The following is a 17,504-nucleotide window of genomic DNA, read 5'->3' as shown; positions in this document are numbered from 1 at the left end:
GCGTAATTTATAGTAATTCTCATATAGATTTAAAGTGGTGTTTGCCGTTGACCGACAAATAGTCCTGCTCTATAGCTGTAACTTCGTGTTTCCGCGCTTAAATTCCCCCGCCCTTGCAACGTTTACAGGACAGCTCCCCGTGTCTGTCGCGCCCTGCGACAGCGTTCAGCGCTGCCCGAACCTGTGTGCCAGCCGAACGACGGGCCGATTTCCACTGGCCGGAACCCTGCATGAAACGTCCCCGCCCCGCCCGACGCGCCCTGCTCGTAGTCCTCTGTCTGATCCCTGTTTTCGGCTATGCCGCGTGGCAAATGCTGCCGCCGGGCCGGGATAAGTTAGCCACCGTGCAAGTGAGCCGTGGCGATATCGAAAGCAGCGTCACCGCGCTCGGCACGTTACAACCACGCCGTTACGTAGACGTTGGTGCGCAGGCCTCCGGGCAGATCCAGAAGATCCATGTCGAGGTCGGTGACGTCGTCAAGGAAGGCCAGTTGCTGGTGGAGATCGATCCGTCGACGCAAAAAGCCAAACTCGACGCGGGCCGCTTTTCGATCGAAAACCTGCGAGCGCAATTGCAGGAACAACGCGCGCAACATGAACTGGCGCAGCAGAAATACCAGCGCCAGCAAAATCTGGCCGCCGGCGGCGCAACCCGCGAAGAAGATGTGCAGACCGCCCGCGCCGAACTGAAAGCCACGCAGGCGCGCATCGATATGTTCCTGGCACAGATTCGCCAGGCCGAAGCCAGCCTGCGCAGCGATCAGGCCGAGCTCGGCTACACACGGATTTACGCGCCGATGGCCGGCACCGTGGTCGCCCTCGATGCTCGCGAGGGCCAGACCCTCAACGCGCAACAGCAGACACCACTGATTCTGCGCATCGCCAAGCTGTCGCCGATGACCGTTTGGGCGGAAGTTTCCGAGGCCGACATTGGCCACGTCAAACCGGGCATGACCGCTTACTTCACCACCCTCAGCGGCGGCAATCGGCGCTGGAGCAGCACCGTGCGGCAGATTCTGCCGGTGCCGCCCAAACCGCTCGATCAAACCAGCCAGGGTGGCGGCAGCCCCGCGAGCAGCAGTAAAAGTGGCAGTGCTCGTGTCGTGCTGTACACCGTATTGCTCGACGTCGATAACGCTGACAACGCACTCATGGCGGAGATGACCACCCAGGTATTCTTCGTCGCCAATCAGGCCAAGGATGTCCTCACCGCCCCGGTAGCCGCTCTGCAAGGCAGCGCCAAGGCGGATCTGCAGACCGCGCAGGTGGTCGCCGCCAACGGCAACATCGAATCTCGTGAGGTGCGCACCGGCATCAGCGATCGACTCAAGGTCCAGATTCTCGATGGCCTGAGTGAAGGCGATCACCTGCTGATCGGTCCGGCCGACGGCAGTGGTGGTTGAATGCTGACGCCCCTGATCGACCTGCAGGACATCCGCAAATCCTACGGCGGCGGCGATGCGCCGGAAGTTCACGTATTGCGCGGCATCGACCTGTCGATCCACGCTGGCGAATTCGTGGCGATTGTCGGCGCGTCCGGCTCCGGCAAGTCGACACTGATGAACATCCTTGGCTGCCTCGACCGGCCGACGTCCGGCGAATACCGCTTCGCCGGGGAAAACGTCGCCGGCCTCGACAGCGATGAGCTGGCGTGGCTGCGCCGCGAAGCCTTCGGTTTTGTGTTTCAGGGTTACCACCTGATTCCGTCCGGCTCGGCCCAGGAAAACGTCGAGATGCCGGCGATCTATGCCGGCACGCCCGCCGCCGAGCGTCATGCCCGCGCCGCCGCCCTGCTCGACCGCCTCGGCCTCGCCTCACGCACCGGCAACCGCCCGCATCAGCTCTCCGGCGGTCAGCAACAACGGGTGTCGATTGCCCGCGCCTTGATGAACGGCGGCCACATCATTCTTGCCGACGAACCGACCGGCGCCCTCGACAGCCACAGCGGCAAAGAAGTCATGGCACTGCTCGACGAACTGGCGAGCCAGGGCCATGTGGTCATCCTCATCACCCACGATCGCGAAGTCGCGGCGCGGGCCAAACGCATCATCGCAATCCGCGATGGCCTGATCATCAGCGACAGCGCCAAGGACAACCCCGCGGCTCAGACCAGCGCCAACCCCGGCGCCCTGCAAGCGGTCGATCTGCGCAAGCGTCTGGCCGAGGGCGCCGAAGCCACCGGCGCCTGGAAAGGCGAACTGGTCGACGCCTTGCACGCCGCGTGGCGAGTGATGTGGATCAACCGCTTCCGCACCGCGCTGACCCTGCTCGGCATCATCATCGGCGTGGCCTCGGTGGTGGTGATGCTGGCGGTCGGCGAAGGCAGCAAGCGTCAGGTCATGGCGCAAATGGGTGCGTTCGGCTCGAACATCATTTATCTGGGCGGCGTCCCTCCGCACCCGCGCGCACCGCAGGGCATCATCACCCTCGACGACCTCGCCGTGCTCGCCACCCTGCCGCTGATCAAACAGATCATGCCCGTCAACGGCGCCGAAGCCGTGGTGCGTTTCGGCAATCTCGACCACAACAGTTACGTCGGCGGCAATGACACCAATTTCCCGAAGATTTTCAATTGGCCAGTGGTTGAAGGCACTTACTTCACCGCTGCCGACGAAGCCAGTGGCGCTGCGGTAGCCGTCATCGGGCACAAAGTCAGAAGCAAGTTGCTCAAGGATGTTGCCAACCCTATCGGGCAGTACATTCTGATTGAAAACGTACCCTTTCAAGTGGTCGGGGTTCTCGCGGAAAAGGGTTCCAGCTCTGGCGATTCCGATAGCGACGACCGCATTGCCATCCCCTACTCCGCCGCCAGCACGCGCCTGTTTGGCACCTATAACCCGGAGTACGTCGCCATCGCCGCCGCCGATGCGCGCAGGGTCAAGGAAACCGAGCAGGACATCGAGCGGATGATGCTGCGCCTGCACAACGGCAAGAAAGATTTCGAGCTGACCAACAACGCCGCGATGATCCAGGCCGAGGCGCGCACGCAAAACACCCTGTCGCTGATGCTCGGTTCGATTGCCGCGATTTCGCTGCTGGTCGGCGGGATCGGCGTGATGAACATCATGCTGATGACCGTGCGTGAACGCACCCGCGAGATCGGTATTCGCATGGCCACCGGTGCGCGACAGCGCGACATCCTGCGCCAGTTCCTCACCGAAGCAGTGATGCTCTCGGTGGTCGGCGGGATCGCCGGGATTGCCTTGGCGTTACTCGTCGGCGGCGTGCTGATCCTCAGCGACGTCGCGGTCGCCTTCTCGTTACTGGCGGTGCTCGGCGCTTTTGGCTGCGCGCTGGTCACCGGTGTTGTCTTCGGCTTCATGCCGGCCCGCAAAGCTGCCCGGCTCGACCCGGTCACGGCCCTTACCAGCGAATGATCGATCTATGAAACCGCGCCTCAGTTTGTTGACCGTATGCCTGATTCTCAGCGCCTGCGGCAGTCCCCTCCAGCGCCCGGACAGCGGCTTGCAGCCTCCTGCCGCGTGGCAGTCAGCGCCTGCTGCCAGCAGTGCTCGCAACAACCCGCAATGGTGGACGCAGTTTGGCAGCCCAGAGCTTGATCGTCTGATCGAACAGGCGCGCGCCGGCAGTTTCGACCTCGCCGCCGCCATGGCCCGGGTACGCCAGGCCCAGGCCGGCACCGTGATCGCCGGCGGTTCTCAATTGCCTGAGGTAAAGGCCTCGCTCAATGCCAATCGGCAGAAACTGCTCCGTGGCAACGGCTACAGTCAACTGGACGCCGACAGCAGTAACAAGGCTGTGGATTATTTCGACGCCAATCTGAATGCCAGTTACGAAATCGACTTTTGGGGTGGCAAACAGGCGTCGCGCGACAGTGCGCAATTTGCCTTGCAGGCTAGCGAGTTCGACCGCGCCACGGTGGAGCTGACGTTGTTCGGCAGTGTCGCCGACACCTATGCGCAAACCTTGTCGCTGCGCGAGCAGAGCCGCATTGCCGAACTCAATCTGGGCAACGCGCAAAGCGTGCTGAAACTGGTGCAAACGCGCTTTGACTCAGGCTCGGCCACCGCTCTGGAACTGGCTCAGCAGAAAAGCCTGGTGGCCGCCCAACAACGACAATTGCCGCTGGTGCAGCAACAAGCCCGAGACGCTGCGATCAGCCTCGCGGCGCTGCTCGGTCGACCCGTTCAGGCACTTGCACTGAACCGGGAATCGTTCGATCAATTGCAATGGCCGGGAATAGCCGCCGGCGTGCCAAGCGATCTGCTTGATCGACGCCCGGACATCGCCCGCGCCGAAGCGCAACTGGCTGCCGCCGAAGCCGACGTCAAGGTTGCCCGCGCCGCCATGTTGCCCACCGTCACCCTCAGTGCCGATATCGGCTCGGGGGCGGACCAGTTCCGCGACGTTCTACGCAGCCCCTTCTACAACCTTACTGCCGGATTGATCGGGCCAATCTTCAATAATGGTCGCCTCGGCGCAGAGCGTGACAAGGCCACCGCTCGCCAGGAAGAACTGCTGCAGAACTATCGCGGTGCGATCATCAACGGCTTCGCCGATGTTGAAAAAGCCTTGAATAGCATTCGCGGCCTCGACGAACAGCGGCAGTGGCAGAGCGAAGAACTGCGGCAAGCGCAGACCGCGTTCGACATCGCCCAGAGCCGCTACCAGGCCGGTGCCGAAGACTTGCTGACGGTGCTGGAAACCCAACGCACGTTGTACGCCGCGCAGGACTTGAATGTGCAGTTGAGATTGTCGCGAATGCAGGCAAGCATTGCGTTGTACAAGGCGCTTGGGGGTGGCTGGCAGGCGCTGTAGTCAGGGTGCTGCCGCTAAGCTACGAGTCACCACAAAACCTGTGGGAGCTGGCTTGCCAGCGATTGAGCCAGCACGCCCGACAGCAAATTTGATTGACCCGATGCCATCGCTGGCAAGCCAGCTCCCACAAAAACAGGTGGTGTTGACACAATCTGTGGCTAATACAAAACCTATGGAAGCGAGCCAACTCGCCAAGAACGATGACGCGGCCTCAGGCCGAAGCCTGTTTGGGTTTCAGATGACGCGCATACCAAGGGCGCTGCGGCACCTTGCGAAACAACGACGACAACACCTTCTCGTCATCGCTGAAGGTGATGCGCAGCGCCAGTTTCATGGTTTCCGGATCCATCTCCACTGACTTGCCCGGTTGCAGGCCCGGCACCGCGCTGCAGCCGTGAGTGCTCGGCCCGAGCCACGGGTCGGCGACTTCAACCCAGCGCCCCGGTGCAAACCACGGCACACCATTGACCTGCAAGCGACTGACTTCGCCCGGATGAAAGCGCTCATGCGCGCGAAACCAGTCTTCCAGACGATCATCGATCCAGCCGTGAAAGTGCCAGAACACCGGGCTGACATGCGAGGAGAACGGATCGCCCAGGAAGTCGTTTTCCGCGGCGTACCAACGCGCGGAAAAATCTGCCGGATCGCGCGCGAACGGTACCGGATGGCCATTGGACGGGTCCCGTGGCACTGACGCCCAGCGCATGTGCAGCCAGTCGTGCAGCCCCAGTTCGACTTCCGAACCGAACTGCCCCAAGGTCAGTCTGGCCAGGTAGCGCGGGTCACGGTAGCGCGATTCCCAGACCAGGAAATTACTGTGATAAGTCTCGGCCGTCTTGATGTCGCTGACCCATTGCGAGTATTCCTCATCGTCCTCGGCCAGCCAGGTCGGCGGCAGTGAAGTACCGTCGTGGTTGTCGAAGTAATCGGCAAAACCCTGGCGGTCGCGGATCAATTCCGGCTGCGGCAGCGGAAAATGCTGCCACGACGGCAGATCCTGCATTGAACGCGCCGTGCCCAGCATGTGCCGGTGCATGAAAAAGAAATCGATACCCGAGCCATTGCGGTCCTTGCGCGGGCCACGGGCGTCGCGCTCCTTGTCACGCGGGCCGGGTTGCCAGCCGATACCGCGCAGGGCGCCGCGTTTTTCCTCGCTCAAGGTATGCCACTTGTCGCGGCTGGCGTGCCAGAGTTGATGGAACAAACGGTGCTCAGGAGAAATCAGCCAGGCCAGCAACGTCGGGTTCAACCCTGCGCGCTCGCGTGCCTCGGGGAATACGCGTTTGACGGCAATAAAACGGTTGTCCTGCGCCGGCAGCATCAAGGGGCGATCAAGGTTGAGGACGCGCCCGCTGAGGCTGCCGCTGCCGGCGTTGCCGAAACCGCCCCAGACCTCATCCAGCGTCATGCTGAATTCGTAGTCCGGTGCACCGTCGGCTGCGGACAGGCTGACCAGACGCCAACTCAACTGCGAGGCTTTGACATCGGCCAGGTCCGCGAGAATTCGATAGCGCGGTGCCTGAGACGAACGCAAGCGCTCGGCCGTGTCGAGAAAGCCGATGACGCCGCGCCCTTTCTGGGCAACATCGAGAAACACTTCCAGACCTTCTCCGGGCAAACCCGCGATACCGGCGTCATGACCCTCGAAACGAATCTGCCAGACACCGCGCAGCGCATCCGCCAGGCGTTGCCCGGCGACATCCGCGACGTCGAACGACGCCTCACCCGGGGTGATCGTCGGATCCGGCTTCGTCCATTCACGATGCCCAAAATACGCTGCAGGCACAGCGGCGCCGGTCAGTGCCAGGCCCGCCATGAACCATCGTCGAGAAATCTTCATTGCCCTACCTGTGTCAGCCATGAAGCAGGCTTTATCCAAGCTAGAACGTTTGTTGCGGAGGTAAATTTATGCCGTCCTGAAAAGATCGCAGCCTTCGGCAGTTCCTGCATCGCGCGCGTTCTTTTCAGCCAGACCTAAATTACCCGGCAGCCCAGTCGTTCCACCCAGATAGCGAAGGCCCTTGCGCCTGCACCTCGACGGCGAACCTGACTGAGATGGCAATGACAAAACCACGTTCGAAAAAGGCTCTTTACATCGGCCTGCCGCTGGCCCTGGCGATCAGTGCCGCCGCAGGTTTTGCGGTTTGGGAACACTGGTTCAAGGACAATCCCGGCTACCCGGTCAAAGTCATGCAGCAAGCCGATGAGTTGCAGGACCGCATCATTTCCTTCGATAGCCACATCACCGTACCGCTGGATTTCGGCACCGCCGGCAACGAAGCCGACAAGGATGGCAGCAGCCAGTTCGATCTGGTGAAAACCGCCCGCGGGCGCCTGTCCGGTGCCGCCCTGACGATCTTCGGCTGGCCGGAAATCTGGAACGGCGCCAACGCCCCCCACCGTCCGACCGCCGGGTTTGTCGAAGAAGCACGCTTCGAACAGGAAACCCGTTACAAGATCATCAGCACCCTGGTGCGCGACTTCCCCAATCAGGTCGCCATCGCCTACACCCCGGACGATTTCCGCCGTCTGCATGGCGAAGGCAAGTTTGCGATTTTCATGAGCATGCTCAACGCCTATCCACTGGGCAACGATCTCAACGCCCTGGACAAGTGGGCCGCACGTGGCATGCGCATGTTCGGTTTCAGTTACGTGGGCAACAACGACTGGGCCGACTCTTCACGACCACTGCCGTTTTTCAATGACACCCGCGATGCGCTCGGCGGCCTGTCGGACATTGGCAAACAAGCCGTGCATCGCCTCAACGATCTGGGCGTGATTATCGATGTCTCGCAGATGTCGACCAAGGCACTGGAACAGGTCGCGCAACTGAGTCGCGCACCGATCGTGGCCTCCCATTCGGCGCCACGGGCACTGGTGGATATCCCGCGCAATATCAGCGACCAGGAAATGCAACTGATCAAGAACAGTGGCGGCGTTGTGCAAATCGTCGGTTTCCCGACCTATTTGCGTCCCCTGAGCCAAACAACGCAGGACAAGCTCAACGCCCTGCGTGCCAGGTTTGATCTGCAACCACTGCAGGGCCTGGAGATGGCGCTGATGCCTGGTGACCCGATCATCACCGTTTGGCCGGAACAACGCTTTGGCGAGTACGCCGGCCAGCTCTACGCAATCGTCGACGAAGAACCCAAGGCCAACCTCAAGGACCTCGGTGACGCAATCGATTACGCCGTGAAGAAAATCGGCATCGACCATGTCGGCATCAGTTCCGACTTCAACGATGGCGGCGGTCTGGATGGCTGGAAGGACGTCAGCGAAGCACGCAACGTGACCGCCGAGCTGATCTCGCGTGGCTACAGCGAGGCCGACATCGCCAAATTGTGGGGCGGCAACTTCTTGCGGGTCTGGGAACAGGTGCAAAAGTCCTCCAAGCCTGTCGTCAACCGCTGACACCTCTTCGAACAAGCGATCAGACCTCATGACCAACCGTCGTTCTTTTCTCAAACAAGCCGGCATTCTTGCCGCCGGCCTGCCCCTGGGCGCTGCCGTCAACCTGCCGGCCCGCGCCGCCAATCCACAACCGATCGGCGGCAACAAATGGGCGCAACTGCGTCAGTTGTTCGATCAGGACCCGGAATACCTGCATTTCGCCAACTTCCTCGTGACCTCCCATCCGCGCCCGGTGCGCGAAGCCATCGAGCGTTACCGCGTGACCCTCGACCGCAATCCCGGTCGCGCAATGGATTGGGATCTGGGTGAAACCGAAAAGCGCGAGCAAGCCGTGCGCGAATGGGCCGGTCGCTACCTCAAGGCCAAGCCTGAGCAGATCGCCCTCACTGGCAGCACCACCGAAGGGCTGGCGCTGATTTATGGCGGCATTCATGTGCGCGCCGATCAGGAAATCCTCACCACCGAACACGAGCACTACGCGACCAATTACACCTTGGCTTACCGCCAGCAGAAAGATGGCGTCAAGGTGCGCAAACTGAAGCTGTTCGACAGCAGCGCAAAGGTATCCGTCGACGAAATACTGACCCGAATCGACAAAGGCATTCGCCCCGAAACCCGCGTATTGGGCATGACCTGGGTGCAATCGGGCAGCGGCGTGAAGCTGCCGATCGGCGAGATCGGCAAACTGGTGGACCAGCACAATCGCCAGCGCGAGGAAAAGGATCGCATCCTCTATGTCGTCGATGGCGTGCACGGCTTTGGTGTCGATGACCTCGACTTCCCCGACATGCATTGCGATTTCTTTATCGCCGGTACCCACAAGTGGATGTTCGGCCCGCGCGGCACCGGGATCATCTGCGCACGTTCCAGCGAACTGAAGGATGTCACCCCGACCATCCCGACCTTCTCCGAAGCCACCACGTTCTCGACCATCATGACCCCCGGCGGGTATCACAGTTTCGAACACCGCTGGGCGCTGGACGAAGCGTTCAAGCTGCATCTGACGCTGGGCAAGCGCGAGGTGCAAACGCGTATTCACGAACTCAATACCTACGCCAAAAACCGCTTGCTGGAACACTATTCGATTGAACTGGTGACACCGCGCAGCAGCGATCTGTCTGCCGGCTTCACCTTCTTCCGGATCAAGGATCGCGATTGCGATCAGGTCGCCGCTCAACTCATGCAAAACCGCGTGGTATGCGACGCGGTGGAGCGCGACGTCGGCCCGGTGATCCGCATCGCACCCGGCCTGCTGAACAGCGAAAACGACATCGAGCGTTTCATGGCCGTGCTCAACAAACAGCTGTGACGCCCCGCTTTCCTTTAAACGAGATGACTCATGAAACGTGATCTGTTGACCCCTGCCCTCGGCGCCAAGGCGCTCAAGGCACTGGCCCTCGCCGCCCTCATGACCGGTCTGCTGCCTAGTGCCGCACAGGCCGCGACAGCGCCCGCCGCGGGCAAAGTATTCAAGGACTGCAAAGATTGCCCGGAAATGGTCGTGCTGCCGGCCGGCACGTTTACCATGGGCACACCGGACGATGAAGTCGGGCGCGAACCCGACGAAGGCCCGATGCATGCAGTGACCTTCGCCAAACCCTTCGCCATGAGCCGCTTCCAGATCACTGCCGGTGAATGGGACAGTTACATTCGCGAGAGCGGTGCGGTGATCGCCGACGGTGACACGCGCCCCGGTCGCGAATGCGTCGCGAGCAAACCGCGCTACCCGCAAACCCCGCGCCAGCCGGCGGTGTGCATGGACTTCCAGGACATCAAGAACTACGTCGCCTGGTTGTCGAAAAAAACCGGCCAGACCTACAGCATGCTCAGCGAAGCCCAGCGTGAATACGGTGCCCGTGCAGGTTCCAAAGGACCGTTCCCCTTCCCGTTCGACGAGGGCAAGGGCTACAGCATCGCCAAGCACGCCAACACCTACGGCCCGGCGGACGGTTACAGTTTCAGCTCGCCGGCAGGCAGCTATCCGGCTAACGCCTTTGGCCTGTACGACATGCACGGCAATGTCTATGAGTGGGTCGAAGACTGCTATCACCCGGACTACAAAGGTGCGCCAACAGACGGCAGCGCGTGGCTGGAACCCAACTGCGAGACCCTGCGCATTCGCGGCAATGACTGGGGTGAAGCGCCGGTCTTCTCCCGTTCCGGCAACCGCAACGACATCGATCCGAAGACCCGCGGCGACTGGATCGGTTTCCGTGTCGTGCGTGAGTTGTAATCGGCAGTAACGCTTCTCCTCTCCCCCCGGTCGCCGCCAGTCGGCGACCGTCTAAATTAAGCAGCGGATCAGACGTTCTACAGGGTATCTGCCTTTACGACCCAAGGAACTGTCCTGTCATGACCCAGCCTACGCGCGGTGCAATTCATGAATTGTTCACCCTACTCAAACCTTTTCGGCTCGTCGTCGCACTGTCGGTCATTCTGGGTATGGTCGGTGGCCTGAGTGTCACCGTCCTGCTGGCCACCATCAACAACGCGCTGCACTCCGAATCCGGTCTGACCCAAGGCGTGGTCGCGCTGTTCGGTGGCCTGTGTGTGCTGGCGCTGCTCAGCTCGATCTGCTCGGACATCGGCACCAATTATGTCGGCCAGCACATCATCGCCACCCTGCGCAAACAACTGGGCGAGAAAGTCCTGTCGGCACCGATCGAACAGATCGAACGCTATCGCAGCCATCGCCTGATTCCGGTGCTGACCCACGATGTCGATACCATCAGCGACTTCGCCTTCGCCTTCGCGCCACTGGCCATCTCGCTGACCGTGACCCTCGGTTGCATGGGTTATCTGGCGATGCTGTCGTGGCCAATGTTCCTCATCATGGTGGTGGCGATCCTGATCGGCACGGGCATTCAGTACTTCGCCCAAGGGCGCGGGATCAAAGGTTTCTTCGCCGCCCGAGACGCTGAAGACGAACTGCAAAAGCATTACAATGCGATAGCCGAAGGTGCCAAGGAACTGCGCATTCACCGCCCGCGCCGCCAACGCATGTTCAACAGCGGCATCAAGGGCACTGCCGATTTCATCTGCAAGACCCAGATCAAATCGATCAACACCTTCGTGATCGCCAAGAGTTTCGGCTCGATGCTGTTCTTTGTGGTCATCGGTCTGGCACTGGCCCTGCAATCGTTCTGGCCCAGCGCTGACAAAACCGTGATGAGCGGTTTCGTCCTGGTGCTGCTGTACATGAAAGGTCCGCTGGAGCATCTGGTCGGCACCTTGCCGGTGGTCAGCCGCGCACAGATCGCCTTCCGCCGCATCGCCGAACTGTCGGCGCAGTTCTCCTCGCCCGAGCCGCATCTGTTGCTCAGCGATCAGGGCAAGAAAGCCGAGCCGGTGCAGAGCCTGGAACTCAAAGACGTGCGCTACGCCTTCCCGGCCGTGGGCGACGCCAGTCCGTTCACGCTGGGGCCGGTGAACCTGAAGATCGAACAGGGCGACATCGTGTTCATCGTCGGCGAAAACGGCTGCGGCAAGACCACCCTGATCAAATTGCTGCTGGGCCTGTATCCGCCACAACAAGGCGAAATCCGCCTCAACGGCGAGTGCGTGACCGCCCTCACCCGCGACGATTACCGCCAGTTGTTCACCACAGTCTTTGCCGACTACTACCTGTTCGATGACGTGGTGCAAGGCGATACGCACATTCCCGACGACGCCAACAAATACCTGCAACGCCTGGAAATCGCCCACAAGGTCAGCGTGCAGGACGGCAGCTTCACCACCACCGACCTGTCCACCGGCCAGCGCAAGCGTCTGGCGCTGGTCAATGCCTGGCTGGAGGAACGCCCGGTGCTGGTGTTCGACGAATGGGCCGCGGATCAGGACCCGACCTTCCGCCGGGTCTTCTACACCGAGTTGCTGCCCGACCTCAAACGTCTGGGCAAGACCATCATCGTGATCTCCCACGATGACCGTTACTTCGATGTCGCCGACCAGTTGGTGCGCATGGATGCCGGCAAAGTCAAAACCGCGCTCAACCCGGCCTGACCCGCCAACCGCTCAGGGATGGGCTGATCCCGCCTTCACGCGATAGCAGAGTTTTTCGCGGTTGGCGGGATTTTTTCCGGTTTTTACGCAGTGTTGCGTCTAATTATCATTAACTAATAAAACTGCACTCGCACTTCAGGAGCATCCCGAGCAAATGCAAGCCTTAAAGTTGTCCCGCACCCCTCTGGCTGTAGCCATTTCCCGCCGCAATCCGCGTGGCGCCGTGCTGTCAGGTGCCCTGCTGACGCTGATGTTGTTGGGCAGCGCCCAGGCACAAGCGACGCCGGTCGACGTCAACGTCCCTGCGCAACCGCTGTCCAGCGCACTGCAACAGCTTGGGCAACAAGCCAACCTGCAGATTCTCTACAGCCCGGAAACCCTGGCGGGCCTGAAATCGAGTGCGGTCTCCGGTCACCTGGAGCCGAAACAGGCGCTGGACAACTTGCTGCTGGGGAGCGGCATGACTTATCAACTGACCGGCAACACCGTTTCGCTGGTGCCGGCCGCCGGAGCAAGTGCGGGAAACGCACTGGAGTTGGGCGCGGTATCGATTTCCGGCAAGGCGCCGGGGTCGACCACTGAAGGCACCGGGCTGTACACCACGTACTCCTCCAGTAGTTCGACGCGTCTGAACCTGACACCCAAGGAAACCCCGCAGTCGCTGACCGTCATGACCCGTCAGCGCCTCGACGACCAGCGCCTGACCAACCTCAGCGACACCCTCGACGCCACACCGGGCATCATCGTGCTGCGTGACGGCCAGGGCGCAGAGTCCGACGGCTACTTCTCCCGTGGTTTCGAGATCCAGAACTTCGAAATCGACGGCGTACCGACCGTCAAGCGCATGGACAACTACACCCAGAGCATGGCGATGTACGACCGAGTTGAAGTGGTGCGTGGTGCCACCGGTCTGATCAGCGGCCTGGGCAGCCCTTCGGCGACCATCAACCTGATCCGCAAGCGTCCGACCGCCGAAGCGCAGGCCAGCGTCACCGCTGAAGCCGGCAACTGGGATCGCTACGGCACCGGCTTCGACGTCTCCGGGCCGTTGACCGAAACCGGCAACATCCGTGGCCGTCTGGTCGGCGACTTCAAGACTGAACAGTCCTGGGTCGACCGCTACAAGCAAGATTCGCAACTGATGTATGGCATCACTGAGTTCGACCTGACCGAAGACACCTTGCTGACGATGGGCTTCAGCTACCAGCGCACCGACGTCGACTCGCCAATGCGTTCGGGCCTGCCGACCCGCTTCACCGACGGCTCGCGCACCAACCTCAAACGTTCCTTGAACTCGGCGCAGACCTGGTCTTACAACGACCACGAACAAACCAGCTTCTTCACCTCGATCGAACAGCAATTCGGTAATGGCTGGAGCGGCAAGGTTGAATTGACTCACTCCGAGAACAAATTCGACGAAGTCTTCAACTACGTCAACGGCGGCCTGAACCCTGACGGCAGCGGCACGACCCAACTGCCGGTGCGCTTCTCCGGTACCCCGCGCCAGAACAACATCGACGCCTATCTGACCGGCCCGTTCGGCCTGCTGGGTCGCGAGCATGAGCTGATCGCCGGTGTGACCCTGTCCCAATACTACGAAAACGTGCCGAGCTACGGTGGCTGGAAATACGACTATTCCAGCTCCCCTGCCGGCGCCATCGACAACCTGCTGAACTGGAACGGCGACTCGGTCAAACCCGAATTCAACGTCACCGGCAAATCCACCGTCGATGAAACGCAATACGCCGCTTACCTGGCCACCCGCCTGCGCGCCACCGATGACCTGAGCATCCTGCTCGGCAGCCGTGTGGTCGACTGGCATCGCGAGATCGAAGACAAACCGTACGGCGGTGCAGAAACCAAGACCAAGGAATCGGAAACCGGTGTCTACATCCCTTACGCGGGCGTGGTCTACGACGTCAACGACACCTGGTCGCTGTATGCCAGCTACACCAAGATCTTCAACCCGCAATCGTCGTGGGTTCGCGACATCAACAACAAGCCGCTGGACCCGATGGAAGGCACCGGCTACGAAGTCGGCGTCAAGGGTAGCCACTTCGATGGCAAGCTGAACTCCAGCTTCGCGCTGTTCAAGATCGAGCAGGACAACCTGGCGATCTGGATCGACACCCCAGGCGGCAACACCTACAAATCCGAACAGGGCACCACCACCAAAGGTGCGGAATTCACCCTCGATGGCGAACTGGCCGAAGGCTGGCAAGCGTCTGCCGGTTACGCCTACGCGGTCAGCACCGATGCCGATGACCAGCGCATCGTCACCACCCTGCCCCGTCACAGCCTCAAGACCTTCACCAGCTATCGCCTGCCGGGCATTCTGGACAAAGTCACCGTTGGCGGTGGCGTGAACTGGCAGAGCAAGACCGGTGCCGACCTGCACACCTTCCAGCAAGGCAGCTACGCCGTCACCAACCTGCTGGCACGCTACGACATCAACAAAAACCTCAGCGCCTCGGTCAACCTGAACAACGTATTCGACCGCGAATACCTCAGCTACGCCGGCGACCACGGCATGTACGGCGCACCGCGCAACATCATGACCGGCTTCAAGTACACGTTCTGATTTAACCACCGCAACACAAAAAGCGCCCCGGCCAAACCGGGGCGCTTTTTTTATGGGTAAAGGCTTAACGGACTACACGGCGTGCGGTTTGAAAGGCATTTCCTTTCGTTGCATAGGAAACGTCCGATTACCTGAAAGAAGTCTGCGCTATAACCGACGCCCCGTCGAAAACGCCTGCCTCATCTCCTGCAATCAGCTACGGGCTTCTCGGAAAAGTCTGCAACCGTTTCATTGTAATTTTGAATGGCAGAAAGCAACGGAACATTGCCAGTTGCTTATCGATAACCGCGCACATTCAAAAGGATATGAATATGCCGAAGAAGCCCCAAGCCTGGGAGTTGGACGAGGCTGTCCATACAACCGCAATAGCCCCCAAAGACGTTCCAATCAGTCCCGCAACCGGCACCACGATTCCCAACAGCGGAATGTTCGGACCGCCGCGAAACACCGGCCGATATCAACAAGTTCTGCAAAATTTTACCGGCCCGCTGGAAGCGGAATATCAAGGCAAGACCGCACAGATTCCGGTGACCATCGAAGCAGACCTGGCTGCCGCACGACAGGAAATTTCTACCCAGCCGCTACCACCGGCTGCATCGCTGATCCGCGAGCTGGGTGTGCGCAACACCGTGATCGAGCGCAAGACCCGGCAACTGCAGCACGAAATCCAGGTGTCCCACGGTTTCTACGGCAGCGATCCTACCGATAAAACGGTTTTCCAGTTCCTTTCCCGCGCACAGATCGTCGACCGCATCCTGAGCCCCAACGGCCCGGGCATGAACCTGTGGAAACAGTCCTATCGAGCGGCGCTCGAAGCCAGACTGCTGGCCCAGACCCTTACGGTTCTGCATCAACAACAAGCCAGTGTGCACAACTGGCTGACCACCGTGCAGGCCAACGAACAGGCGCAAGCGGCTGCCGCCGAAGCGGCACGTCAGGCCGCTGAACACGCAAGGATTGCTGCGGAGCAACAGCGGCAACAGGCGTTGGCAGATGCAGCACGTCGCCAACGGGAACAGGAAGAAGCTCAACGCGCGGCTGCCGAGCGGGATCGCCTCGCCGCCGAGCAAGCCCTTCTCGCGCGTCAGGCGCAGGCAAAACGTGAGGCAGAAGCCGAGGCTGAACAGGCGCGGATTCAGCGAGACGAGGAAGCACAGCGCCTGAGGGAACAGAGTCAGGCTCAGAAAAAAGCCAAAAGGAAAAGGCAGCAGCAGGCGCCGCGCGGCCCAAGCCGAGGCCAAACTGGCCGCGCAAAACAACCGCCAGCATGAACAATGGCAAGCCGAGAGCGACGCGCGCTGGCAAAGTCCGACGTTCGCCAACGTTGGCTCAATGGCGGCGTTTGACTCAACGTTCAGCGGCACCCTCGGCCACATCGCCACCAGCCAGGCCACCTCACTGGCGCTCAGAACCGCTTTGCGCACAGCCGTTTCTATCGTGAGCGCCGCGGCTGCGCCCGTGCTGGTCGGCTTCGCAGCACTGCTGATTCCCTCCAGGCTGGGCAGCGGTGATCTTTATTCGGCCAGCGTTCCGCTCGCGGAACTCGCTCCCGATCTGAACGCTGTCGACCTGTACGAACAAGCGGCCAACGGCAAAGACGTCGACCTGCCGGCAAGGCTTGGTTCCAGGACGATCGGCAACCGCGTAGAGATTGTCGTCGTCGGTACGGACGGCGTCACACCCGCCAACGTGCCGGTAAGACTGGCCCGCTTTGATGCCGGCAAAAATGTATACGTCTCCGGCGACGCCGAAGCCAAGGGTCCCACCTTGACCTGGACGCCTTTGGTACTGCCGCTGAATCCTTCGACGGACTTACCGTTCGCCGACACCGATCTGCCGATCTACGAAGGTGCAACGGCCACCCCGCAAGGCGGGCGAGTCGACCCGTTTCCCGAACTGGATCAGTACGGCTTCGGTGGCTTCATCACCGTATTCCCGATCGAGTCCGGCATCCCGCCGACCTTCACGATGTTCAGGGATCGCCGACAGGATCCGGGAGTCGCTACAGGGAATGGACAAGTGATATCGGGTAATTGGCTGGGGACGGCGTCAACCCCGGAGGGCGCACCGATACCCGCGCAGATTGCGGATAAGCTGAGGGGGCGGGAGTTTTCCAGTTTTAAAGCATTTAGGCGGGCGTTTTGGAAGGCTGTGGCAGCAGACCAAAAACTAAATTCAGGATTGTCCTCACTTAGTCAAATTGAAACTGCAAAGGGACTTGCTGCTACAGCCGACATCGTGGACCACGTCGGTAAGAAGAAAAAACTCGATCTTCACCATGTAATTCCTATCAGTGAGGGCGGCTCTGTTTACGACGTTGACAACATCAAAGTGCTTACACCGAAACAACATATTTCGACACACACAAAACCGGAGGACATCAAATTGAATTCAAATAAAAAATACGAGGACTACACGGAATTCGATTATATGAATTTGATACATCGATTATTCAAAGGTGACTACTCATCAGAAAAAGAGCTGGATGAAATTGTAGAACTCATCGTCGATGCAGCCGAGCACCCTGCAGGATCAAACGTTTTGTATTATCCCGCCGAAGGCGTTGAGGACAGTCCAGAAGGCGTTTTAAACACCATCAAAGAATGGCGAGCCGCCAACGGCAAACCCGGTTTCAAACCGCAATAGTCAGTTCCTGAAACAAGCTGTCAGGACCGGCCTCTTCGCGAGCAGGCTCGCTCCCACAGGGGCGGATGTTGATGGCCTGAGGTGT

At 60.5% G+C, this 17,504-nt stretch carries 11 protein-coding genes; 10 read left to right on the top strand and 1 reads right to left on the bottom strand.

Annotated features, from left to right (window positions below):
• The first annotated feature begins 230 nt into the window (after positions 1–230).
• Genes EJA70_RS26320 through EJA70_RS26310 form a run of 3 tightly spaced genes read left to right on the top strand, consistent with a single transcriptional unit; the run spans position 231 to position 4,779 of the window.
• Positions 231–1,403: an efflux RND transporter periplasmic adaptor subunit gene (locus EJA70_RS26320; RefSeq protein ID WP_158834709.1), complete on the top strand. Its 1,173-nt coding sequence runs from the start codon at positions 231–233 to the stop codon at positions 1,401–1,403.
• Entirely contained in the window at positions 1,404–3,377 is a 1,974-nt protein-coding gene (locus tag EJA70_RS26315) for a MacB family efflux pump subunit (RefSeq protein ID WP_158834706.1), read from the top strand. It begins immediately after the preceding gene.
• Between the two features lie 7 nt (positions 3,378–3,384).
• Positions 3,385–4,779, top strand: a complete 1,395-nt coding sequence (locus EJA70_RS26310) for an efflux transporter outer membrane subunit (RefSeq protein WP_158834703.1) — start codon at positions 3,385–3,387, stop codon at positions 4,777–4,779.
• A gap of 211 nt (positions 4,780–4,990) precedes the next feature.
• Here EJA70_RS26310 and EJA70_RS26305 read toward each other — a convergent pair whose 3' ends face one another.
• Complete coding sequence (locus EJA70_RS26305) at positions 4,991–6,619, bottom strand: PvdJ/PvdD/PvdP-like protein (protein ID WP_158834700.1); 1,629 nt, start codon at positions 6,617–6,619, stop codon at positions 4,991–4,993.
• Positions 6,620–6,840: 221 nt separating this feature from the next.
• Between EJA70_RS26305 and pvdM the strand changes: the two genes are divergently transcribed.
• The 7 genes from pvdM to EJA70_RS26270 all read left to right on the top strand — a co-directional run bounded on the left by pvdM (position 6,841) and on the right by EJA70_RS26270 (position 17,419).
• The gene (pvdM, locus tag EJA70_RS26300; protein WP_158834697.1) at positions 6,841–8,190 is read left to right on the top strand and encodes a pyoverdine-tailoring dipeptidase-like protein PvdM; all 1,350 of its coding nucleotides are present in this window, start codon (positions 6,841–6,843) and stop codon (positions 8,188–8,190) included.
• Positions 8,191–8,218: 28 nt separating this feature from the next.
• On the top strand, positions 8,219–9,499 hold the full coding sequence (locus EJA70_RS26295) for an aminotransferase class V-fold PLP-dependent enzyme (RefSeq protein ID WP_158834694.1): 1,281 nt from the start codon (positions 8,219–8,221) through the stop codon (positions 9,497–9,499).
• A gap of 30 nt (positions 9,500–9,529) precedes the next feature.
• Complete coding sequence (locus EJA70_RS26290) at positions 9,530–10,423, top strand: formylglycine-generating enzyme family protein (RefSeq protein ID WP_158834691.1); 894 nt, start codon at positions 9,530–9,532, stop codon at positions 10,421–10,423.
• A 119-nt stretch (positions 10,424–10,542) separates the two neighbouring features.
• Positions 10,543–12,192 (top strand): cyclic peptide export ABC transporter, encoded by a 1,650-nt coding sequence (locus tag EJA70_RS26285; RefSeq protein WP_158834676.1) that lies wholly within the window; start codon positions 10,543–10,545, stop codon positions 12,190–12,192.
• 154 nt (positions 12,193–12,346) lie between these two features.
• Positions 12,347–14,773: a TonB-dependent receptor gene (locus tag EJA70_RS26280; RefSeq protein WP_158834673.1), complete on the top strand. Its 2,427-nt coding sequence runs from the start codon at positions 12,347–12,349 to the stop codon at positions 14,771–14,773.
• A 239-nt stretch (positions 14,774–15,012) separates the two neighbouring features.
• Entirely contained in the window at positions 15,013–16,044 is a 1,032-nt protein-coding gene (locus EJA70_RS26275; RefSeq protein ID WP_158834659.1) for a hypothetical protein, read from the top strand.
• Positions 16,045–16,105: 61 nt separating this feature from the next.
• A complete protein-coding gene (locus EJA70_RS26270) occupies positions 16,106–17,419 on the top strand; it encodes an S-type pyocin domain-containing protein (RefSeq protein ID WP_158834656.1) in 1,314 nt (437 codons plus the stop codon).
• Positions 17,420–17,504: the final 85 nt, after the last annotated feature.

This window comes from Pseudomonas sp. PB103 (assembly GCF_009764635.1).
Taxonomy (GTDB): domain Bacteria; phylum Pseudomonadota; class Gammaproteobacteria; order Pseudomonadales; family Pseudomonadaceae; genus Aquipseudomonas.
Note: the sequence above shows the minus strand (reverse complement) of the source record. Positions and strands in the feature narration are given on the sequence as shown.